We start from the raw sequence: 18,888 nt of genomic DNA on the forward strand, positions 1-18,888 counted from the left end.
GGCGCGGCGAACAGGTCGGCAGCGACGCGGTTCTGCGCCGCACGGCCGCGATCGCGCGCTCGGACAGGCCGAGTGCCATGCCCAGCCGACGGTTCGACCAGTCCGGGTAGTAGGCCAGTGCCTGTTCGGCGGCGGCCTTGCGATCGGCGGCGGACAGCGGCAGTCCGTGCGCGGTGTTCAGCCGAACGGCCAGCAGCAGGGCTTGTCCGTCGTCGCCGTCGAAGTAGACGGCGTCGATCCACTGCGACCCGCTCGACTGCGCGGCCCGCACGCGATGGGCGCCGTCGATGACCGTCATGCTCGGCCGGTGCACCACGATCGGCGGCAGCGCGGCTGCGACCTCCGCCAGCGCGGCGACATGCCGTGCGTTCTCCCCGGATTGGCGCAGCGCCGCGCCGATTCGTACGCGGTCCAGGGAGATTCGGACGATCTGGGTGGGATTCGGCTCGAGTCCGCGGACATTCACGCACCGATAGGTGCGCAACCCCATCGATCGCATCAGCCGGGCCGCCAGCCACTGCCGGACGCCGAGAAGAAGAAGCCACCACGCATTGTTCGGTCCGAGCACTGTTGCCGCCTCCCTACGCCGAGCAGCCACAACCGCCGGAGCAGCGGAAGCGTTTCCGGGCAGGGCCTGTCAACGACGCGCCAGGCGGCCTCACGGGGAGAACCGGCAAGATTCCCGCTCGCGCGGGTGCGTTCTGGCGGCAGTGTAGCGATCCGGACATTCCGTGATCAATTGAGCAAATCCCCCGCCCACCAGCGTATTTCCCCCTTGATCACGCTGACCTGCCGCAAACCCGCGACGCGCGGTCAACCGCTGTTATATACCCAACAAACATTACTGATGGTTTGTTTGCTGGCCGGCTAATCCGCCAGGTCCGGGTCCCGAACCGTCACCAGCGCGGCGGTCGTGTACTGATCCAGCGCCATCAACACCGCCCGCGCCCGCACCGTCCGCCACCCGCCATCCAGCGCCCGCACCCGCAACACCCCCGAGGTCCGCGCCTGCGCCAGATCCCGGCTCATGGCCTTCGCGATCCCCAGATCCTCCGGATGAATACCCGGCTCCGGCTCCCCCGCCAACGACTGCCACGCGATCCCGGGCATCGCCGGCCCCATCCACCGCAACAACCGCAGATTCCGCAGATCCATGATCGCCCGGTAATCCCCTTCGGCCGCAGCCGCGTCCAGCACCCGATGCTCGAGAATCACCGGCGGCGGAGCCGAACTCACCTCGGCAGCGTCGCCGATGTCATGGGTAACCCCTCGCATGAAGTGCTGCACCCCCTCGGCGGACGTGCGCTCTTCCAGAATCCGGCAGGAGAAGTGCGCCGCCCGCAACGCCCCGTCGTCCCGTCGCACGGTCCACACCGCCTGATGCTCGGTCCCCGGCGCCGACCGCACGATCTTCGCCAGCGCATCCGACTCGTCGCTGTTCGTGATCACCCTGGCGAACACCCCCGCGATGGCATGCTCCCGAGCCCGATTCTCCGGCGCGACCCCGTACAGATCCAGCAGATCGTCCGATCGCGTGGACTTCGACGTCGAGAGATTGAAGTACCACGCCCCCACCCGATCTCGCGGCGGGATCTCCTCCTCGACCGGCCCCGACCACAGCAATACGGCGTGCACCCGCTCGGGCGTGATGTGCAACGGCACCGTCACCGTCCGCCGCCGCCCGTCCGCGCTGAGGATATCGACCGGCTCGAGCCGGGCCAGGGTCGCGGCCACCGCGCCGCGAATGGCCGAACAGGTCTCCCGCTGCCGGAACATCTGGGTGAGCGGGACGAATTTCCTTGGCGCACTTCCGAGTCCGATCACGGTCGGCTCCCCGCCGCCGAACGTCTCGATCAACAACCACCGGGTTACGGTCACCGCGTACTCCCCTCTCATCCCCTGACCATGAGTACACGAGTCTCCCCCAGCGCGGCAGGATCCGGATCAGTTGCTCGAATTTTGCTCGAGTCAGGTTATCCCCCAATGCTTTTCGCCGAGCACTCGACGTTGAGCCGTTCCCGCCAAGTTTCGTGATCAGCGTGCGGACGACCGGCCGCGGAGTTAATTTGGTCGAGCGTCCAAGTTTCTCGGGGAAAGCAGTACTTCGATGCGAAACATCATTCTGATCACCGCTTCTATCGGTCTTTCACTCGCCATCGCGGCCGGGCCGGCGGCCGCCGAACCACTCACGGTCGAAGGCCCGGGGGTCACCCAGGCCGAGCCCGCGGCACAACAGCCCGGCATGACCTGTCTCGAGGGATTCCTCAAAGGCTGGGCCAGTTCGGCCGCCACCGGCTCGGTCACCGGATTCGCACTCGGGTTCCTCGGCGGGTCCGCCGCGGGACCCGAAAGCGGTTCCGCCGCAGGTCTGTCCAACGGCATCATCACCGCGCTGGCCAGTGGTTCCGGTGGCGGACTCGCCACCTGTGCGCTCGACGAGCTGGCCAACGGGGGCGGCGATGCCTTCCTCGGCTCGACGACCGGGCCGGGCCGCGGATACCTGACCGGGTCCGCCAGCGGGTCCGCGTCCGGCTCGGCCACCAGCGACCTGCCGGGTGCGGTGATATCCAGCATCCTGTCGGGGCTGCTCGGCGCGGCGACCAGCGGGTCGAGTTAGCGGGCCGGGCACGCGACAAGGCCTTCATCGACCTGGTGGAACGGTCGGTGAAGGCCCTTCGCGGTGTGATCAGTAGGTCGGGAGCACGTAGTCCTGGGTCTGGTCCAGCATTTTCATCATGATGGGGCGGAACAGCTTGGTGGTCATGAGCTTTCCGACCTGCTGCATCATCTTCAGGCCGAGCTTCGAGGTGGGGAGCATCATCTGGATGCCGCCGCCGGGGAGTTCCTTGGCCTTCTCCAGGAACGGGGTGACCCGCTCCTCGTAGCGGGCCAGCGCGCCGTCGATATCGGTTGGGGTGGCGGCGATTTCGCCCGCCAGCAGGTAGGCGCCGACAATGGCCATGGCGGTGCCCATGCCGGTCATCGGGGAGCCGCAGAAACCGGAGTCGCCGAGCAGGGTGACGCGGCCCTTGGAGAGGGTGGGCATGTCGACGCGGACCAGCTCGTCGAAGTAGAAGTCCTCGGTGGTCTCCAGGTGCCCGAGGGCCTCCGGGGCCAGCCAGCCCGCGTCCGCCAGCATGTCGCGAATCAGCTTGCGCTGAGCGGGAACATCGCGGCGCAGGGCCGGGTCGGCGTCGGTGCGCAGGGTGATGATGGCCTTCGAGGTGGCCGGGTCGAAATCGGGGCGCAGGCCGAACGAGGCGCGCGGCACCACGTGCATGGACATCCAGTCCTGCTCCACACCCGCCGGGGTCGGGATCGTGTAGAAGGACATGTAGCCGCCCAGGAAGGTGGTGAACTCTTCCTCCGGGCCGAACACCAGCTTCCGGGTCCGCGAGTGCACGCCGTCGGCACCGATCACCAGGTCGTAGCGCTCCTCGCGGCCCGAGTTGAATCCGACCGTGGCGCCGTCGGCATCCTGGTCGATGGTCTCGATCCAGTCGCCGTAGCGGTAGTCGAGTTCGCCCGCGGCGCCGGCGAGTTCGGTGAGCAGCACGTTGTTGAGATCACCCCGGCTGATCTCGATATCGGCCACCGGACCCTTACCGTCGAACATCTCCATCGACATCCGGTACACCGACGACCCGTCCGCCTTGACCAGGGCCATCCCCTTCTCGTGCAGCAAGCTCTTGCTGATCGCCTCCATCAGCCCCATCCGCTCGGCCACCTCCCGGCTGGCCCCGCGCAGGTCGACCGCCTGCCCACCGGGCCGCGGCGCGGTCGCCCGCTCGACTACAGTGACCGCGAAACCGGCCCGAAGCAACTGCAGGGCAACAGCATTGCCGGCAATGCCGCCGCCGGCGACCAGGACGCGAAGGGTGTTGGCGGTGGTGCTCATCGGTTGTCTCCCAGTTCGTGGTGAAGAACGTCTGTCTAAGACATATGTCTACACGAGGTCTGACACGTTTGTCTAGAACAAATGTCTAACACAGTGGTTCAGCGTAGGCTCGAACACGAATCGACGCTGGTGAGAGGACATGAACGTGACGACCCGCAAGGGACGGATCGGACTGTCGATCGGGGCAGTCATGGCAGTGAGCCTCTGGGGCGAGTGGGAAAACTGGCGCGCCTCACGCAGATTCGTGGGCTCCGCCCCCGGCACCACGGAGGCGGTCGTCGTCCTGGGCTATCGCAACGCGGGCCCCCGAGCCAATGCCATGAACCGCTGGCGAGTACGCGCCGGCTTGCGCTCCATCGACCCAGCCGCGGCCAGTAGCCGCCTCATCCTGTGCGGCGGCGCCTGCGCGGGCCCGACCCCCGAAGCCGCACTGATGGCCGACTACGCCACCACCCGCGGCTACCACGGACCGGTCACGGTCGAACGACAGAGCCGAACCACCTGGGAGAACATAGCTTTCGCCCTCCCCTACCTCGAGACCGCCGACCACATCAAGATCGTCTCCCTGCCCCACCACGCCGAACGAGCCCGCTCCTACCTCCTCCGCCAACGCCCAGACCTCGCCGAGCGACTCGTGCGCGGCGCCGACTACCGCTTCGGCGAATGGATGCCCCTGAAACCCCTACTCGCCTTGTACGGCCGGGGAAAACTAGCGCCATGGCGGATCTCGTTCTCACATCGGAACAGCGCGACCAGCTAACCGCCTAACTTGGCGACGAACGGCCATCGGTGCACAAGTTGCGACGGCGGCCGTGCACCCACCTCTCCTCGTCGGATCAGAGTGCCCGCCGCCGCTAGTAGTGGTACCGCGCGTGGACGATCGCGATCGTCTCGCCGGCTACCGAGTAGATCAAGCGGTGTTCGTCGGTGATCCGCCGCGACCAGTAGCCGGATCTGTCCGCCCGCAAGGGTTCCGGCTTGCCGATGCCTTCGAAGGGGTTCCGGGAAACCTCGGCGATCAGGCGGTTGATCTTCGTGAACATCTTGCGGTCCGCGGTGACCCAGTGCTGGTAGTCCTCCCAACCGTTCTTGGTGAACGTGATGTTCATTCGTCCTCCGCATCGATTCGGGCGGCCATATCTTCGAGCTCGCCTAGGGAGAACGTCACCACCTCTCCAGCCTCCGCCTGAGCCATACCTTCCGCGAGCCGCTTCGCGTTCGCCGGGGACCGATACAGATAGATGGTCTCGCGCCACGAGTTGAAGTCCTCTTCACTCATCAGAACGGCGTTGCCCTTCTTACTGGTGATGTGGATCGTGGTGTGGTCGGTGTTGACCTCTTCGATCAGCGGGAACAGCTTGTTGCGGGCTTCGCTCGCCGACACGGATTCAGTCATCGCTACATCCTCCTCTGTACGGGATACTTGTACGGTACCAAAAAATGGTACAAGTTGTGTCCGATCAGCGAAGTCATGTCCTGACCAAATCCGTTCCGCGCTAAGGCATCCAGCCTCAGGGAGCGAAGATGACAAAACAGGAAAGGCCCCTGATTCAGCAGTCTGAACTACTGAATCAGGGGCCTTTTCGGCTCCCCCATCTGGACTCGAACCAGAAACCTGCCGATTAACAGTCGGCTGCTCTGCCAATTGAGCTATAGGGGATTGTTTCCCTGGCTGGCCCTTCCGGACCGGCCGGGGAAAACTTTAGCGTATCGGTTGTACAGTTCCCAAATCGCGGCTCTACCTGCGGGAATGTGGGTGGGGATGGGTCGGGGTGCCGGATCGACAGGGTGGGGTGGGGTCGGGCAGGATATGGGGGCGGACTGGTCTATGGGAGGAGCTTCTCGGGATGCTGCGGTTGATCATCGGTGTGGCGGCTGGGTATGTGCTGGGCGCCAAGGCCGGGCGGGTTCGGTATGAGCAGATCAGCAAGACGACCCGTGCGATCAGTGAGAGTCCTGTCACGCGGAAGGTCGTGTTGATGGGGCGGCAGAAGCTTGCGGACAAGCTGAACACGCAGCCGAAGCTGGAGCCGATGGTGCCGCTGGATGAGCGGACCACGATCCTTGTGCCGCAGGACCAGCTGCGGCGCTGAGGGATTGGGGCTTTGCCCCTTGCCCCTCGCGGGGGCTGCGCCCCCACACCCCTGCCCGGGGCTGCGAGCTTCGCCGCCTGCCGGGTGGGTGTGGTGTGGGTGGGTGAGTAGCGGTTCGTTAGACGCCTGCGAAGTCGCCTGAGTTGCCCATGGCCTGGGTGAGGAGGCTCTTGCGGTATTGCTCCAGGGCTACCAGGTCGCCGAACAGGGCCATGTAGGCGTCGGGTTGTTCGGTGGAGGAGATGCGCTGGAGTTTGGACTTCAGTTCGGCGATCTGGCGGCCTACCCAGGATTCCTGGGTGCGGGCCAGGACGCCGGCGACGAAGCGGGGGATGTCGTCGGCGGATTTCACCGGAAGCGGTTCGGCTGCCAGTTCGGAGACCATGGCGCGCAGGGTGAGGTCGTCGGTGTTGTCGGCGACGGCGGTGACCCATTCGGCGCCGGTGAGGCCCGCGGCGGTGCCGCCGGCTTCGGCGATGGCGGCGCGGACCGCGACGAACGCCGGGTGGGTGAAGGCTTCGGGCTCGAGGGAGTCGAAGACCGCGCCCGCGAAGGCCGGGTATTGGAGTGCCGCGGCGAGGGTTTGACGCTGGGGCAGCAGGGCCGGGTCCGCGGGGTTGGGGCGGGCGGCGGGGGTGGGTGAAACCTCGTGGTGGGGTTGACGTTCGGGGATGCCGGGCTTGGCGCCGGTGCGGGCGCCCTTGCGGGCCTCCTCGCCGACGCGGCGGACCACCTGCTGGATGTCGTCCCAGCCGACCCAACCGGCCAGTTTGGTGGCGTAGGCCTTGCGGAGGGCGAAGTCCTTGATCTGGGAGACCACGGGAACGGCGCGGCGCAGGGCCTCGACCTGGCCTTCGGGGGCGTCGAGGTTGTGTTCGGCGAGCAGGCCGCGGATGACGAACTCGTACAACGGAACTCGGCGGGCGACCAGGTCGCGGACCGCGCCGTCGCCGTTGCGCTGGCGCAGTTCGCACGGGTCGAGGCCGTCGGGGGCCACGGCGATGTAGGTCTGGCCGGCGAGCTTCTGGTCGCCGGAGAAGGCCTTCAGCGCGGCGGCCTGGCCCGCGGCGTCGCCGTCGAAGGTGTAGATGATCTCGCCGCGCCAGAAGTTGTCGTCCATGAGCAGGCGGCGCAGGATCGCGAGGTGCTCGTCGCCGAAGGCGGTGCCGCAGGAGGCGACCGCGGTCTTGACCCCGGCCAGGTGCATGGCCATGACGTCGGTGTAGCCCTCCACGACCACGGCCTGGTGCCCCTTGGCGATCTCGCGCTTGGCGTGGTCGAGCCCGAACAGCACCTGAGACTTCTTGTACAGCAACGTTTCCGAGGTGTTGATGTACTTGGCGGTCATGGTGTCGTCGTCATACAACCGGCGCGCGCCGAAGCCGATCACCTCGCCGCCGAGATTGCGGATCGGCCACAGCAGGCGGCGGTTGAAGCGGTCCATCGGGCCGCGCTGGCCCTGCTTGGACAGGCCCGCGGCCTCCAGCTCCTTGAACTCGAAACCCTTGCGCAGCAGGTGTTTCGTGAGGGTGTCCCAGCCGCCGGGGGCGTAGCCGCAGCCGAACTGGTGGGCGGCGTTGTGGTCGAAATTACGGTCGGTGAGGTACTTGCGGGCCGCCTCGGCCCCGGGCTCACCGAGCTGTGCGATGTAGAACTCGTGCGCGGCGGCGTTGGCGGCGACCAGCCGGGCGCGGGTGCCGCGGTCGACGCGGACCGAGGTGCCGCCGCCCTCGTAGTTGATCTTGTAGTTGAGCCGGTCGGCCATCTGCTCGACAGCCTCGACGAAACCGATGTGCTCGATCTTCTGCAGGAACGCGAAGACGTCGCCGCCCTCACCGCAGCCGAAGCAGTGGAACACGCCGTGATTGGGCCGCACGTGGAACGACGGCGACTTCTCGTCGTGGAACGGGCACAGGCCCTTCATGGAGTCCGCACCGGCCCGGCGGAGGGCGACGTACTCCCCCACGACATCCTCGATCCGGACACGTTCACGAATCGCCGCGATATCGCGGTCCGGAAGTCGGCCAGCCACGTCAGCGAGTCTAGCCCCGGGCAGCCGACACGCTCGACCGGGACGCACGGGCTGGACGCCGGACCGAATGGCCTTTCCGGCACGTGCCAGGATCGATGCGTGCTCAGCCTCTATCACGACGCCCGGACGCCGGTGCACGTCGTGCCCGCGGGGGTGAAGCTGGCCGGGCTCGCGGTCGCGGGGACGGCACTGTTCTTCGTGTCGTCGATCACCGTGCTGACGAGCGCGCTCATCGTGGTGCTGGGCTTGTACGCGCTCGCGCGGATTCCGTGGCGGACGACCGGGCGGCAGGTCCTTGCGCTGCTGCCGTTCCTGGCGTTGATCGTGATCGCGCAATTGCTCTTCACCGACGCGCGCACGGCGGTCCTGGTCGGGGAACGTCTGCTCACCCTGGTCCTGCTGGCCAATCTGGTGACCTTGACCACCCGCACCTCGGCCATGGTCGACACCATCGAACGCGTACTCACCCCGCTGCGGCCGCTCGGCGTCCGGCCCGAACGGGTCGGCCTGCTGGTCGCCATGACCATCCGATTCATCCCCGTCATCCGCGAGCAGGCCGAACTCGTGCGCGCCGCCCAGCGGGCCCGCGGCATCGAACGCAGCACGGTCTTCCTGGTCCCGCTACTGATCCGCACACTGCGCATGGCCGACGGTGTCGGCGAGGCCCTGGACGCTCGCGGACTGGACTGACCGGTCGGGCCGACACCCATTTAGGATGCCTCAGGTGCGTAGTAGGGATTTGGCGCAGATCGCGCTGTTCGCGGCAATCATGGTGGTCCTGGGATTCTTCCCGCTGATCCAATTGCCGGGAGCCTTCGCACCGTTCACCTCGCAAACTCTGGGCGTCATCCTGGCGGGCTCGATTCTGGGCGCCAAGCGCGGAGCGCTGGCCATGCTGCTCTTCGACGTCCTGGTCTTCGCGGGGCTGCCGGTGCTGGCGGGCGGGCGCGGCGGCCTGTCGGTGATCATGGGTCCGACGGGTGGCTTCGTGATCGCCTATCCGATCGGCGCACTCGTGATCGGCCTGCTCACCGAGCGGGTGTGGAAGCACTACAACCTGCCGCTGGCCCTGCTGATCAACTTCCTGGGTGGCGCGATCGTGCTGTACGCCATCGGGATTCCGTGGATGGCCGCGGCCGCGCACATCTCGCTGGGCAAGGCCATCACCACCTCGGTGGCGTTCCTGCCCGGCGACGTGGTCAAGACGGTGATCGGGTCGCTGGCCGCGGTGGCGGTGCGCAAGGCGTATCCGATGATTCCGGCCCGGGCATGATCGAACTCGACGGCGTCTCACACCGATTCGGCGAGCGCGAAGTACTGCGCGACCTGGACCTGCGGTTGAGCGAGCACCGGATCGCCGTGGTCGGCGCGAACGGTTCGGGCAAGTCCACCTTCGCGCGGCTGCTCAACGGCCTGCAGGTGCCGACGACCGGCACGGTCCGCGTGGACGGCCTCGATACCCGCAAACAGGGTCGGGCCGTTCGTAAACTGGTCGGATTCGTGTTCCAGGATCCGGATGTCCAGATCGTCATGCCGACGGTCGCCGAGGACCTCGCCTTCGGGCTCAAACACCACGGCGTCGCCAAATCCGATATCCCGCAGCGGGTCACCGAGACCCTCGCGACCTACGGCCTCACCGAATTCCGCGACCACCCCGCGCATCTGCTCAGCGGCGGCCAGAAACAGCTGCTCGCCATCGCCGCGGTGCTGTCGGTGCGACCCGAGTACGTGGTGTTCGACGAACCGACCACCCTGCTCGACCTGCGCAATACCCGCCGCGTCACCCGGATGCTGCGCGAGCTTCCACAGAAACTGGTCGTGGTCTCCCACGATCTGGACCTGCTCGCCGATTTCGACCGTGTGCTGGTGTTCGACGAGGGCCGTATCGTGGCCGACGGCCCGCCCGCGCGGACCATCCCGCAGTACGTGGCCATGCACTCCGACTGAGCGTCGGTCCGTGCGCGCCGACCAGGACTTCAGTCCTCGCGCCCGAACAGATACCGCCGCACATGCGCGTTCAACCGCTGTCCCGGCCGCGCGTTGAACGCCATGTGCACGCTCACCCGCGGAATCTCCCCCTGCACCGGCGTCACCCGATGCCGGGACCGCCGCCCGGCGTGCAGCACCAGCGTGCCCGGCACGGTCGGCAGCATCTTCACCATGTGCCGGTGCCGCATCGGCAGCCCGCCCCCGCGCTCGATGAAAGCCCCGGGCAGCGGGATGTATTCGAGCGCCCCGCCCCGCTCCGGCGCGACGATGTGCAGCATGACCGTGTAGTCGGACATGTCATAGTGCCAGTCCTGCACGTCCCCGTTCTCGTGGATCTGCACCGTCATGGCGCCCAGTTCGTCGGCGGACCGGTAGGCCTGCTCCCCCACCAGGTGGGAGACGAACTCCCGCAACGGTTCCCAGTGATAGAGCGCCTTCAGCGGCGAGGAGTCCGGGATCCGGTCGCAGGCCACGGTGAATTCGAAGCGCATGGCGTCGCCGAGTCCGTCGGAGAGCACGTCGGCGGCCATCTCGGTGACCGCGGCGGGCCGCAGGAATTCGGGCAGCACGGTGACTCCGCTGACCAGGAAGTCCGCCTGCGACCGCTCGATCACCGCACGCAGCCGAGTCACGGACCGCCGGTCGAGCGGATATCGCTCGAGGTCGACCAGGTCGTCCACCTCGCGTGTCATCGCGCCCCCTGCCGCCGGATTCACCGCACTCAGGGTATCGCGGCGGCGATGCGTTCCAGGCGGCTCTCGGTGTAGGAGGCGATCTGGTCGACGATCACCCGCACCCGCGCGGTGTCGTCGCCGGCGGCCTCCCACCACGGCAGCAGCAACCGGTCCAGCCCGTGCGGGGCGGCGGCCAGCAACCGGTCGGCGACGAGCAGGACGCGTTCGCGCTGCCCGGCCTGCCGCACCCGGTGGATGGGGTCGGAGAGCACGTAGCGCAACGCCATGGTCTTGAGGACCGCGACCTCGGCGGCCACGATGGGCGGCACCTCCAGATCGGCGGTGTAGCGCGACAATTGGCGGCCGCCCCAGCCGGCGCGGGTGGCCTCGACGGCGGCGGTGGCGAAACGGCCGACCAGATCGCTGGTCAGCCGTTTGAGCGCGACAGAGGCGAGCAGCGAGCCGTCGTACTCGGCGGCGGCCGCGACCACCGGCAGTTCGGAGAGCCGCTGCGCCGCGGCCACCATGTCGTCCACGGAGTGCGCGGCATGCCGTTGCGCGCCGAGTTCGGCGAGCGCCACCTGTTCGGCCGGGTCGGCCAGGGCGCGCAGGTCGATTCGCCCCACGATGACCCCGTCCTCGACATCGTGCACCGAGTAGGCGACATCGTCGGCCCAGTCCATGATCTGCGACTCCAGGCACTGGCGGCGGTCGGGCGCGCCCTTGCGGACCCAGTCCAGGCGGTCCATGTCCACGCCGTAGGCGCCGAACTTGGAGCCGGGACCGGTTCTGCCCCACGGGTATTTGATGACGGCGTCCAGGGCGGCGCGGGTCGGGTTGAGCCCGAAACTGACGCCCCGATCGTCGATCACCTTGGGTTCGATCCGGGTGAGGATGCGCAGGTTCTGCGCGTTTCCCTCGAAACCGCCGTGCGCGTCGGCGAATTGGTCGAGGGCTTTCTCACCGTTGTGCCCGTAGGGCGGATGCCCGATGTCGTGGGCGAGCCCGGCCAGGTCCACCAGGTCGGGATCGCAGCCCAGGCTGTCGGCGATGCTGCGGCCGATCTGGGCGACCTCCAGCGAATGGGTGAGCCGGGTGCGCGGGGTGTCACCGTCGCGCGGGCCCATGACCTGGGTCTTGTCGGCGAGCCGCCGCAGCGCCGCCGAGTGCAGCACCCGCGCCCGGTCGCGCGCGAACTCGCTGCGCCGGGCCGGGCACGGCGACCAGCTCAGTCCCGCCGTCGAATCCGTCTCGGGAACCATGCGTTCCCGGTCGGCGTCGGTGTACACCCCGTCGTAGTCGATGCGTGCGTTCATTGCTCACTGATCCGCCGTGTATTTGAAGTCCGCCGAGAAATGGGTCAGCTGATACCAGAGCAACGCGAAGGTCTCCCGGAAGATGCCGTGCGCCTGCGATTCCCGCGTGTACACCGCGGGCCCGGTGCGGGTGGGCGCGGTCCAGGCCGACAGTCCGGCGTCGCGCGCCATGGTGCGGGTGCGCAGCGAATGCCAGGGGTCGCTGACCAGCACCACCGACGACTTGCCGCGCGCCAGTAGCGCTTTGGACACCGCCTCCACGCTCTGCAGGGTGTCGGATCCGGTTTCGACGGCCAGGATCCGATCCTCGGGCACGCCCTCGTTCTTCAGATAGTTCTTGCCCGAGGCCGCCTCGGTGTAATTGTCGCCGACCCGTTTGCCGCCCACGGTGACGATCATCGGCGCGACCTGCTTGCGGTACAGCTTGCCGGCCTGGTCCAGTCGCGCCTCGAACACCGATGACGGCGTGCCGTCGTATTGGGCCGCGCCCAGCACCACGATGGCGTCGGCGCGGGTGTAGTCGTCGATGCGGGCCACCTGCCACACGTGCAGGGCGGTCCCGCCGACCACGACCAGGCCCATCAGTACTCCGCCGAGCAGTAGTCGCCGCATCCAGCGCAGCGTGCCGCCGCCCCGGCCGGCGGCGGTGGCGGTGGTCATGTCCCGTACCAGCCAGTCTGGTTCGGTGTGGCGGTTGCGGAGTCTCACCAACCGCGCTGCCGCCATTCGGGCAATTGCGGACGCTCGGCGCCGAGTGTGGTGTCATCGCCGTGGCCCGGATACACCGCGGCCTGGTCCGGATAGCGGTCGAACAGCTTGGACTCCACATCGCCGAGCAGCGAGGTGAACTGCTCCGGCGACTGGGTCCGGCCCACGCCACCGGGGAACAGCGAATCACCGGTGAACAGGTGGACGCCGCCCGCGCCGTCGGTCAGCGCCAGCGCGACCGAGCCCGGGGTGTGCCCGCGCAGGTGGATCGCCTCGAGTTCGAGCTCGCCGACCCGGACCTTGTCACCGTCGGCCAGCAGCCGGGCCGGGGCGACCGGCAGCGGCTCGGCGTCGAGCGCGTGCGCGGCGGTGGGAATCTCGGTGGCCGACACCACATCCGGTAGCGCGATCCAGTGGTCGCGATGCTGATGGGTGGTGACGATGAGTTCCACCCGGCCCGGCGCCTCCTGGGCGATGAGCTCGAGAATGCGATCGGCCTCGTTGGCGGCGTCGATCAGCAGGGTGGCCCCGGTGGCGGCGCACTGCACCAGATAGGTGTTGTTGTCCATGCCGCCGACCGACATCTTCACGATGCGCGCGCCCGGAACCTCACGCTGCTGCGGATTGGAGCCGGGCGAGACGTGGCCCGTATAGGGCGAATCGATCGTGATCACCTCACCGATCGTAGTCATGGCTCCCGACACAGTGTGCAGAAGAAACCGACCCTCCGCGTTCCACAGTTAGATTCGACGCATGCGGCCATCGAAGCAGCTGTCCCTCCTCGTGACCGGTCTGCTCGCGGCCTCGGCCCTGATCGGCGGACACGCCGCGCCGGCCGCGGCCGAACCGCCCCTGCGACTGCCCGGCTACATCACCGATCAGGCCGGGGCGCTGGACCGTGGGCAGACCGCGGAGCTGCAGCAGGCCATCGACGCGCTGTACTCGCGTGACCACGAGCGGCTGTGGGTCGTCTACGTGCGCGACTTCAACGGGATGGACTCGCACGCCTGGGGTGAGCAGACCGCGAAGCTGTCCGGGTTCGGGGATCGCGACGTGCTGCTGTCGGTGGCCGTCGACGATCGCGCGTACGCGTTCACCGGGACGGTGCCGCAGTCGGTCAGCGACAAGGAACTGGACCGGTTGCTCACCGACCGGGTGGAGCCGAAGCTGCGCGACGGCCAGTGGGCCGGGGCCGGGCTGGCCACGGCGACCGGCCTCTCGGACGCCATGAGCGGATCCGGTGGGATCGGGTTGTTCCCGATACTGCTCATCGCGCTCGTGGTGGCGCTGGCGGTGCTGGGCATCTGGTGGTGGTCGAAGCGACGCAAGGCGCGGCGGGAACGCTCGGTCATGGAATCGGCGCGCAAGACCGATCCGACCGACACCCGGGCGCTGGAAGCCCTGCCGCTGGTCGTGCTGGACGCCCTGTCCAAGGAGACCCTGGTCGACACCGACAACGCCATTCGCACCAGCACCGAGGAATTGCGCCTGGCCACCGACGAATTCGGGGCCACCGCCACCGCACCCTTCACCGCCGCGCTGGACGGCGCGAAACGGGCGCTGGCCAAGGCGTTCTCGATCCGCCAGCAGCTCGACGACGACATCCCCGAGACCCCGGATCAGCAGCAGCGCATGCTGATCGACCTGGTCAGCAGCTGCGGCAGCGCGAATCGGGAGCTCGACGCCAAGGTCGGCGAATTCGACGCCATGCGCAATCTGCTCATCAATGCCGGGGAGCGGCTGGACGCGCTGACCCGCGACCTGATCGAGCTGACCGCGCGGGTGCCGGGTTCGCAGGCCACCCTCGCGGGGCTGGTGGCCGCGCATCCCGCGTCGGTGCTCGCGCCCATCCACGACAACGTGAGCATGGCGAGCGAGCGAATCGGGTTCGCGGAGAAGACGATCGCGGACGGGCGGGCCGCCGCGGCCAAACCGGTCGGTCAGCAGGGCGCGGCGGTGGCCGATATCCGCGCCGCCGAATCGGCCGTGGACGCGGCTCGCATCCTGCTGGACGCGGTCGACACCGCCGCCACCGACATCGAGCAGGCACGCGCCGGATTGCCCGCCATCATCGAGGAACTGCGCGGCGATCTGGCTACCGCCGAGGGACTTTCACTGCACGGCGGCACCGACCTGCCCGTCGCGACGGCCGCCGCGCGCACCGCCCTCGACCAGGCCACCGCCGGCGGGGCCGGCAATCCGCTCGGCGCCTTCCGGCAGGCCGTCGCCGCCGATGCCGCACTGGATCAGGCGATCGCCGCGGCCGGTGACCGCAAACGAGCGGACGACGACCTGCGCCGCCGTCTCGATCAGACGCTGACCGCGGCCCGCAGCCAGATCAATGCCGCCGCGGACTACATCAGCACCCGCCGCGGCGGGGTCGACGCCGAACCGCGTACCCGCCTCGCCGAGGCCCAGCGCAGTCTGGAGCAGGCCGACCAGCTCGCCGCCTCGAATCCCGAACAAGCTCTCCAATCCGCGCAGCGCGCCGCCGAACTCGGCGCCCGCGCGCTGCACACCGCGCAGGCGGCGGTGCGGGAATGGCAGGCTCAGCAGCAGCAACGCGTCTCTTCGGGCGGCTCCCAGACCGGGGCGATTCTCGGCGGCATTCTCATCGACGGGATGCTGCGCGGCATGGGGAACGAATACCGCCGCGGCGGTGGCGGATTCGGCGGCGGCTTCGGCGGCGGTGGCGGGGGCGGCTACGGCCCCGGCTCCTTCGGCGGTTCGGACGGCTCCCGGCGGATCAGCCGGGGCGGCCGGTTCTGAGGGTTCGGCTCGCGGCGGGCGAGCCGAACCCGGCGCGCTCACCAGCCGGAGCCGGTCCCACCCGAACCCGTGTTGGCCACGATGGTGCCGATGACCATCTGCGCGAGCCCCGCGATCAGGCTGAGAATTCCCATGGTGTCCTCCGACTTCGCTCTCCGCACCGACTGTCCGGTGTAGCGGTGAACCTAGCCCAGCAAACTTGAGAAAGTGGCCCGTTTCAGAACATTTCCCGCAATCAGCGACAATCGGTCATGATTCAGCTAATCCCGCGAGGCGCTACAGCCAGCCGAGACGCTCGGCGGCCCGGACCGCTTCGGCCCGCGTACGAGTCCCGGTCTTGCCGATAGCGGCGGACAGGTGATTGCGAACCGTGCCCTCGGACAGGTGCAGCCGCTTGGCGATGGCGCCCGCCGTCGCGCCATCGGCGGCCGCGGCGAGGACTTCGCGTTCCCGGGCGGTGAGGGGTGAGGTTCCGGCCGTGAGGGTTTCGGTGGCCAGGGCCGGGTCGACGACCCGCAAGCCCAGATGGACGCGGCGGACCGCGTCGGCCAGTTCTCGGGCGGGGGTGTCCTTGACGACGAAGCCGGAGGCGCCCGCGTCGATGGCGCGGCGCAGATAGCCGGGGCGGCCGAAGGTGGTGACCATCAGGATGCGCACGCCGGGGTGGGCGGCGTGCAGCTGGGCGGCGGCCGAGATGCCGTCCAGGCCGGGCATTTCCACGTCCAGCAGGGCCACGTCGGGGGCGGTGCGCTCGACGGCGGCGAGCACCTCGTCACCGCGGCCGACCTCGGCGACCACGTCGAGGTCGGGTTCCAGGCTCAGCAGCGCCGCGAGGGCGCCGCGGACCAGCGCCTGGTCGTCGGCGAGCAGCAGTTTGATCATTCCGGCTCCTTGGTCGTCTCCGGGAAGCTTGCCAGCACCCGGAAGCCGCCGCCGGGGCGCGCGCCGAGGGTGAGTTCGCCGCCGGTGGCCCGCACCCGCTCGCGCAGCCCGGACAGGCCGGATCCGGTGCGGGCCGAGTCGCGCGGGCCCACACCGTCATCGGCGATCTCGATGCTGTTCGCGGTCACCCGCACCCAGCAGTGCGCCGCGCCGCTGTGCCGCACCACATTGGTGACCGCTTCGCGCAGCACCCAGCCGAACACGACACCGTGCCGCGCTGGGAGTTCATCGGAATCCGGTAGCACGCCTTCGATTTCGGCGGCGTCCAGCGCGGTGCGGGCATTGGCCAGCTCGCCCGCGAGCGACACCGCCCGCAGCCCGCCGACGGTCGAGCGCACCCCGGCCAGCGCTTCCCGCGCCAGCTGCTCCACATCCGCCATCTCGGTCTTCGCGCGCTCCGGAGCGACATCGATGAGCCGTTGCGCCAGTTCGGTTTTCACGGTGATGACGGTCAGCGAGTGGCCGAGGATATCGTGCACGTCGCGCCCGACCCGCAGCCGCTCCTCCGCCACGGCCAATTCGGTGAGCTGCCGGCGGGCGATGTGCAGTTCGTGATTGCGTTGCAGGATCACCCGGATCCCGCCGACCGCGAAGGCCGCCAACGCGATCGACTGCATCAGCGAATAGTCGGGCGGCCGCCCCGAGAGCAGTTGCGGCAGTATCGCGAACACGACGAGCAGCGTCAGTTCGAGCGGGACCGCCCGCCGCACCGGCAAAGTGAACGCGATATAGGAGGCCAGGTAGACGCCCAGCCCGAGCATCTGCGCATGCAGGGTGACCGCCGCGGCGACGATCAGCGCCGCCTGCACGGCCAGCGATCCGGCCACCACCAGCCAGGGCGGCCGGGGCGGCCAGCCCTGGTCGGACGGGCCGCGCACCAGCAGCCAATAGGACGCGACATAGGCGATGCCGAACGCGACGATCACCGTGATCGTGTACGCGCGGGCCACCGGATGCTCGAGCTGTCCGGCCTGCCGCAGCGGGTCGAACAGGTACACCGCCCACACGGCCGCGAGCAGCGTCCCGAATCGTCGCCGCCGCCGAATACCCGCTTCCTCCGCGTCCACACCGCCGGACGCTACCCGAGCCCACACCGATCAGCGCCAGTCCGCGTACGGAGTCACCGCGGGCGCGCGGCGGGCGCGATCCCCACGGCAAGCGGGGCGGGTGGATGCGTTCATATCACCACCCTCGCCGACGTACCGGGTTCCTGCCTCTCCCGGTTGTCATCGACAGACCATGACACGTGTCATGGCCCAACGGCCTGTCATGCCCGAGGGGCGCTACCTGTGCCGCTCAGTCGGGTTCGGTGCTGCCGGAGGCGACGGTGAGGGCTCATGGGCCCGCCGGGCGGACGCGACGCGGCGATCAGGCGGTGACGGTGACGCTGTGCAGACCGCCCGGCCCGATCGGGAACGGCGGACGCTCCTCGGCGTCCTGGACTTCGCCGGAGCGGCTGATGGCGCGGGCCTGAATGGTGTGGGTGCCCGGCGGCACGTCGACGATGGTACGCCAGCGCCGCCAGGCCGCGGGCGCCAGTTCGGAGCCGAGTTCCACCGGTAGCCAGTCGGTTTCGCCGATCCGGATCTCCACCCCGGCGACCCCGTGCGGCGGGGCCCAGGCCACGCCCGCGACGGTGAACTTGCCGCCGCTCGCGCCGCCGCCGGAGGCGACGTCGATGCGGGCCTGCGGCCGCACCCACAGCGGTTCGGCGGGCCAGCCGCGCTTCCACCAGTAGTCGACGTGGCTGTCGTCGGTGAGCTCGAGTTCGCCGACCCACTTCGCGCCCGAGTACTGGCCGTAGATGCCGGGCACGAAAACCCGTGCGGGGAAGCCGTGTTCGGGCGGCAGCGGTTGCCCGTTCATGCCGATGACCAGGTAGCCGGGCCATTCCCCGGTGCGCAGCGGTTCCAGCGGCAGCGAGATGGTGTAGCCGTCGACGGCGCGGGTGACCAGGCGGGTCGCACCGGATTCGGGGACGGCGTGGTCGAGCAGGGCGGTCAGCGGGACGCCGAGCCAGCGGGCATTGGCGCACCGCCCGGAGCCGACGGTGTTGTGCACGCACACCATGACGGCGTCGAATTCGACAGCCTGCTCGGCCAGATCGGCCAGCGACAGCCGCAGCCGGTGGGCGACCCGGCCGCCGATGGACAGCCGCCATTCGGCGGGGTCGATGCGCGGGGCCCGCGAATTCACGTCCGCCACATAGAATTTGCTCGCCGGCGTGATCAGCGGGGTCAGCCCCGGTTCGCTGCCGATGCCGTCGTCGGGGACCGGGACATGCGCGCCCATCGGCCCGACCCGCCGGGCCCGTTCCCGGTGCCGCTGGTCCTCGCGCCGCACCAGCGTTTCGGCGGCGGCGATCATGCCGGTTCCCGCTGCGGCCCACAGTAATCCGTGCCCGGCGGGCTTGCGCAGTCCGGCCCGCAGCATCGCCGCGGCGGCCACCGCGCCGAGCGCCCCCGGC

The 18,888-nt window shown here is 68.9% G+C and carries 19 protein-coding genes, 1 tRNA gene and 1 pseudogene; 7 read left to right on the forward strand and 14 right to left on the reverse strand.

All coding sequences use genetic code 11. The features are described from left to right. Nucleotides 1-568 (reverse strand): annotated as a pseudogene (locus ACWELJ_RS27075) (hypothetical protein); the annotation flags it as partial. A 299-nt stretch (nt 569-867) separates the two neighbouring features. Continuing rightward, nucleotides 868-1,878 (reverse strand): GAF domain-containing protein, encoded by a 1,011-nt coding sequence (locus tag ACWELJ_RS27080; protein ID WP_452368951.1) that lies wholly within the window; start codon nt 1,876-1,878, stop codon nt 868-870. Between the two features lie 229 nt (nt 1,879-2,107). Between ACWELJ_RS27080 and ACWELJ_RS27085 the strand changes: the two genes are divergently transcribed. Continuing rightward, nucleotides 2,108-2,617: a hypothetical protein gene (locus tag ACWELJ_RS27085; RefSeq protein WP_452368952.1), complete on the forward strand. Its 510-nt coding sequence runs from the start codon at nt 2,108-2,110 to the stop codon at nt 2,615-2,617. Between the two features lie 69 nt (nt 2,618-2,686). Here ACWELJ_RS27085 and ACWELJ_RS27090 read toward each other — a convergent pair whose 3' ends face one another. Beyond that, nucleotides 2,687-3,898, reverse strand: a complete 1,212-nt coding sequence (locus tag ACWELJ_RS27090) for an FAD-dependent monooxygenase (RefSeq protein ID WP_452368953.1) — start codon at nt 3,896-3,898, stop codon at nt 2,687-2,689. A gap of 145 nt (nt 3,899-4,043) precedes the next feature. Between ACWELJ_RS27090 and ACWELJ_RS27095 the strand changes: the two genes are divergently transcribed. Continuing rightward, on the forward strand, nt 4,044-4,658 hold the full coding sequence (locus ACWELJ_RS27095; RefSeq protein ID WP_452368954.1) for a YdcF family protein: 615 nt from the start codon (nt 4,044-4,046) through the stop codon (nt 4,656-4,658). Between the two features lie 94 nt (nt 4,659-4,752). Here the strand turns inward: ACWELJ_RS27095 and ACWELJ_RS27100 are convergent, their stop codons facing one another. From ACWELJ_RS27100 to ACWELJ_RS27110, 3 genes are all read right to left on the reverse strand, one after another. Continuing rightward, nucleotides 4,753-5,007, reverse strand: a complete 255-nt coding sequence (locus ACWELJ_RS27100) for a Txe/YoeB family addiction module toxin (protein ID WP_452368955.1) — start codon at nt 5,005-5,007, stop codon at nt 4,753-4,755. Continuing rightward, nucleotides 5,004-5,294 carry a type II toxin-antitoxin system Phd/YefM family antitoxin gene (locus tag ACWELJ_RS27105; protein ID WP_452368956.1) on the reverse strand — a complete coding sequence of 97 codons (291 nt, stop codon included), beginning with the start codon at nt 5,292-5,294 and terminating at the stop codon, nt 5,004-5,006. Before ACWELJ_RS27105 ends, ACWELJ_RS27100 begins: the two co-directional genes overlap by 4 nt. 191 nt (nt 5,295-5,485) lie before the next feature. Next, a tRNA-Asn gene (locus ACWELJ_RS27110) sits at nt 5,486-5,558 on the reverse strand. A 187-nt stretch (nt 5,559-5,745) separates the two neighbouring features. Here ACWELJ_RS27110 and ACWELJ_RS27115 point away from each other — a divergent pair. Then, nucleotides 5,746-5,991: a hypothetical protein gene (locus ACWELJ_RS27115; RefSeq protein WP_213560124.1), complete on the forward strand. Its 246-nt coding sequence runs from the start codon at nt 5,746-5,748 to the stop codon at nt 5,989-5,991. Between the two features lie 118 nt (nt 5,992-6,109). Here ACWELJ_RS27115 and dnaG read toward each other — a convergent pair whose 3' ends face one another. After that, entirely contained in the window at nt 6,110-8,023 is a 1,914-nt protein-coding gene (gene dnaG, locus ACWELJ_RS27120; protein ID WP_452368957.1) for a DNA primase, read from the reverse strand. A gap of 99 nt (nt 8,024-8,122) precedes the next feature. Between dnaG and ACWELJ_RS27125 the strand changes: the two genes are divergently transcribed. Genes ACWELJ_RS27125 through ACWELJ_RS27135 form a run of 3 tightly spaced genes read left to right on the forward strand, consistent with a single transcriptional unit; the run spans nt 8,123 to nt 9,970 of the window. Then, the gene (locus ACWELJ_RS27125) at nt 8,123-8,713 is read left to right on the forward strand and encodes an energy-coupling factor transporter transmembrane component T family protein (RefSeq protein WP_452368958.1); all 591 of its coding nucleotides are present in this window, start codon (nt 8,123-8,125) and stop codon (nt 8,711-8,713) included. A 34-nt stretch (nt 8,714-8,747) separates the two neighbouring features. Further along, nucleotides 8,748-9,296, forward strand: a complete 549-nt coding sequence (locus ACWELJ_RS27130) for a biotin transporter BioY (RefSeq protein ID WP_452368959.1) — start codon at nt 8,748-8,750, stop codon at nt 9,294-9,296. After that, nucleotides 9,293-9,970 (forward strand): energy-coupling factor ABC transporter ATP-binding protein, encoded by a 678-nt coding sequence (locus ACWELJ_RS27135; RefSeq protein WP_452368960.1) that lies wholly within the window; start codon nt 9,293-9,295, stop codon nt 9,968-9,970. Before ACWELJ_RS27130 ends, ACWELJ_RS27135 begins: the two co-directional genes overlap by 4 nt. A gap of 29 nt (nt 9,971-9,999) precedes the next feature. On the opposite strand, the gene ACWELJ_RS27140 is transcribed toward ACWELJ_RS27135, so the two are convergent. From ACWELJ_RS27140 to ACWELJ_RS27155, 4 genes are read right to left on the reverse strand one after another with little or no spacing between them, the layout of a single operon-like run. Beyond that, nucleotides 10,000-10,704 carry a HalD/BesD family halogenase gene (locus ACWELJ_RS27140; RefSeq protein ID WP_452368961.1) on the reverse strand — a complete coding sequence of 235 codons (705 nt, stop codon included), beginning with the start codon at nt 10,702-10,704 and terminating at the stop codon, nt 10,000-10,002. A gap of 29 nt (nt 10,705-10,733) precedes the next feature. Further along, nucleotides 10,734-12,002 (reverse strand): deoxyguanosinetriphosphate triphosphohydrolase, encoded by a 1,269-nt coding sequence (locus tag ACWELJ_RS27145; RefSeq protein ID WP_452368962.1) that lies wholly within the window; start codon nt 12,000-12,002, stop codon nt 10,734-10,736. A gap of 3 nt (nt 12,003-12,005) precedes the next feature. Next, nucleotides 12,006-12,662, reverse strand: coding sequence for a YdcF family protein (locus ACWELJ_RS27150; RefSeq protein WP_452368963.1), 657 nt, complete (start codon nt 12,660-12,662; stop codon nt 12,006-12,008). 44 nt (nt 12,663-12,706) lie between these two features. After that, complete coding sequence (locus tag ACWELJ_RS27155) at nt 12,707-13,402, reverse strand: MBL fold metallo-hydrolase (protein ID WP_452368964.1); 696 nt, start codon at nt 13,400-13,402, stop codon at nt 12,707-12,709. 61 nt (nt 13,403-13,463) lie between these two features. On the opposite strand from ACWELJ_RS27155, the gene ACWELJ_RS27160 reads away from it, so the two are divergent. Next, nucleotides 13,464-15,479: a TPM domain-containing protein gene (locus ACWELJ_RS27160; RefSeq protein WP_452368965.1), complete on the forward strand. Its 2,016-nt coding sequence runs from the start codon at nt 13,464-13,466 to the stop codon at nt 15,477-15,479. A 276-nt stretch (nt 15,480-15,755) separates the two neighbouring features. Here the strand turns inward: ACWELJ_RS27160 and ACWELJ_RS27165 are convergent, their stop codons facing one another. From ACWELJ_RS27165 to ACWELJ_RS27175, 3 genes are all read right to left on the reverse strand, one after another. Next, nucleotides 15,756-16,361, reverse strand: coding sequence for a response regulator (locus ACWELJ_RS27165; protein ID WP_452368966.1), 606 nt, complete (start codon nt 16,359-16,361; stop codon nt 15,756-15,758). Beyond that, nucleotides 16,358-17,488 carry a sensor histidine kinase gene (locus ACWELJ_RS27170; RefSeq protein ID WP_452368967.1) on the reverse strand — a complete coding sequence of 377 codons (1,131 nt, stop codon included), beginning with the start codon at nt 17,486-17,488 and terminating at the stop codon, nt 16,358-16,360. Before ACWELJ_RS27170 ends, ACWELJ_RS27165 begins: the two co-directional genes overlap by 4 nt. A 301-nt stretch (nt 17,489-17,789) precedes the next feature. Next, the coding region (locus tag ACWELJ_RS27175) for a molybdopterin-dependent oxidoreductase (protein ID WP_452368968.1) at nt 17,790-18,888 on the reverse strand (1,099 nt) is incomplete at its 5' end.

The sequence above is a fragment of the Nocardia sp. NPDC004582 genome (assembly GCF_053602115.1).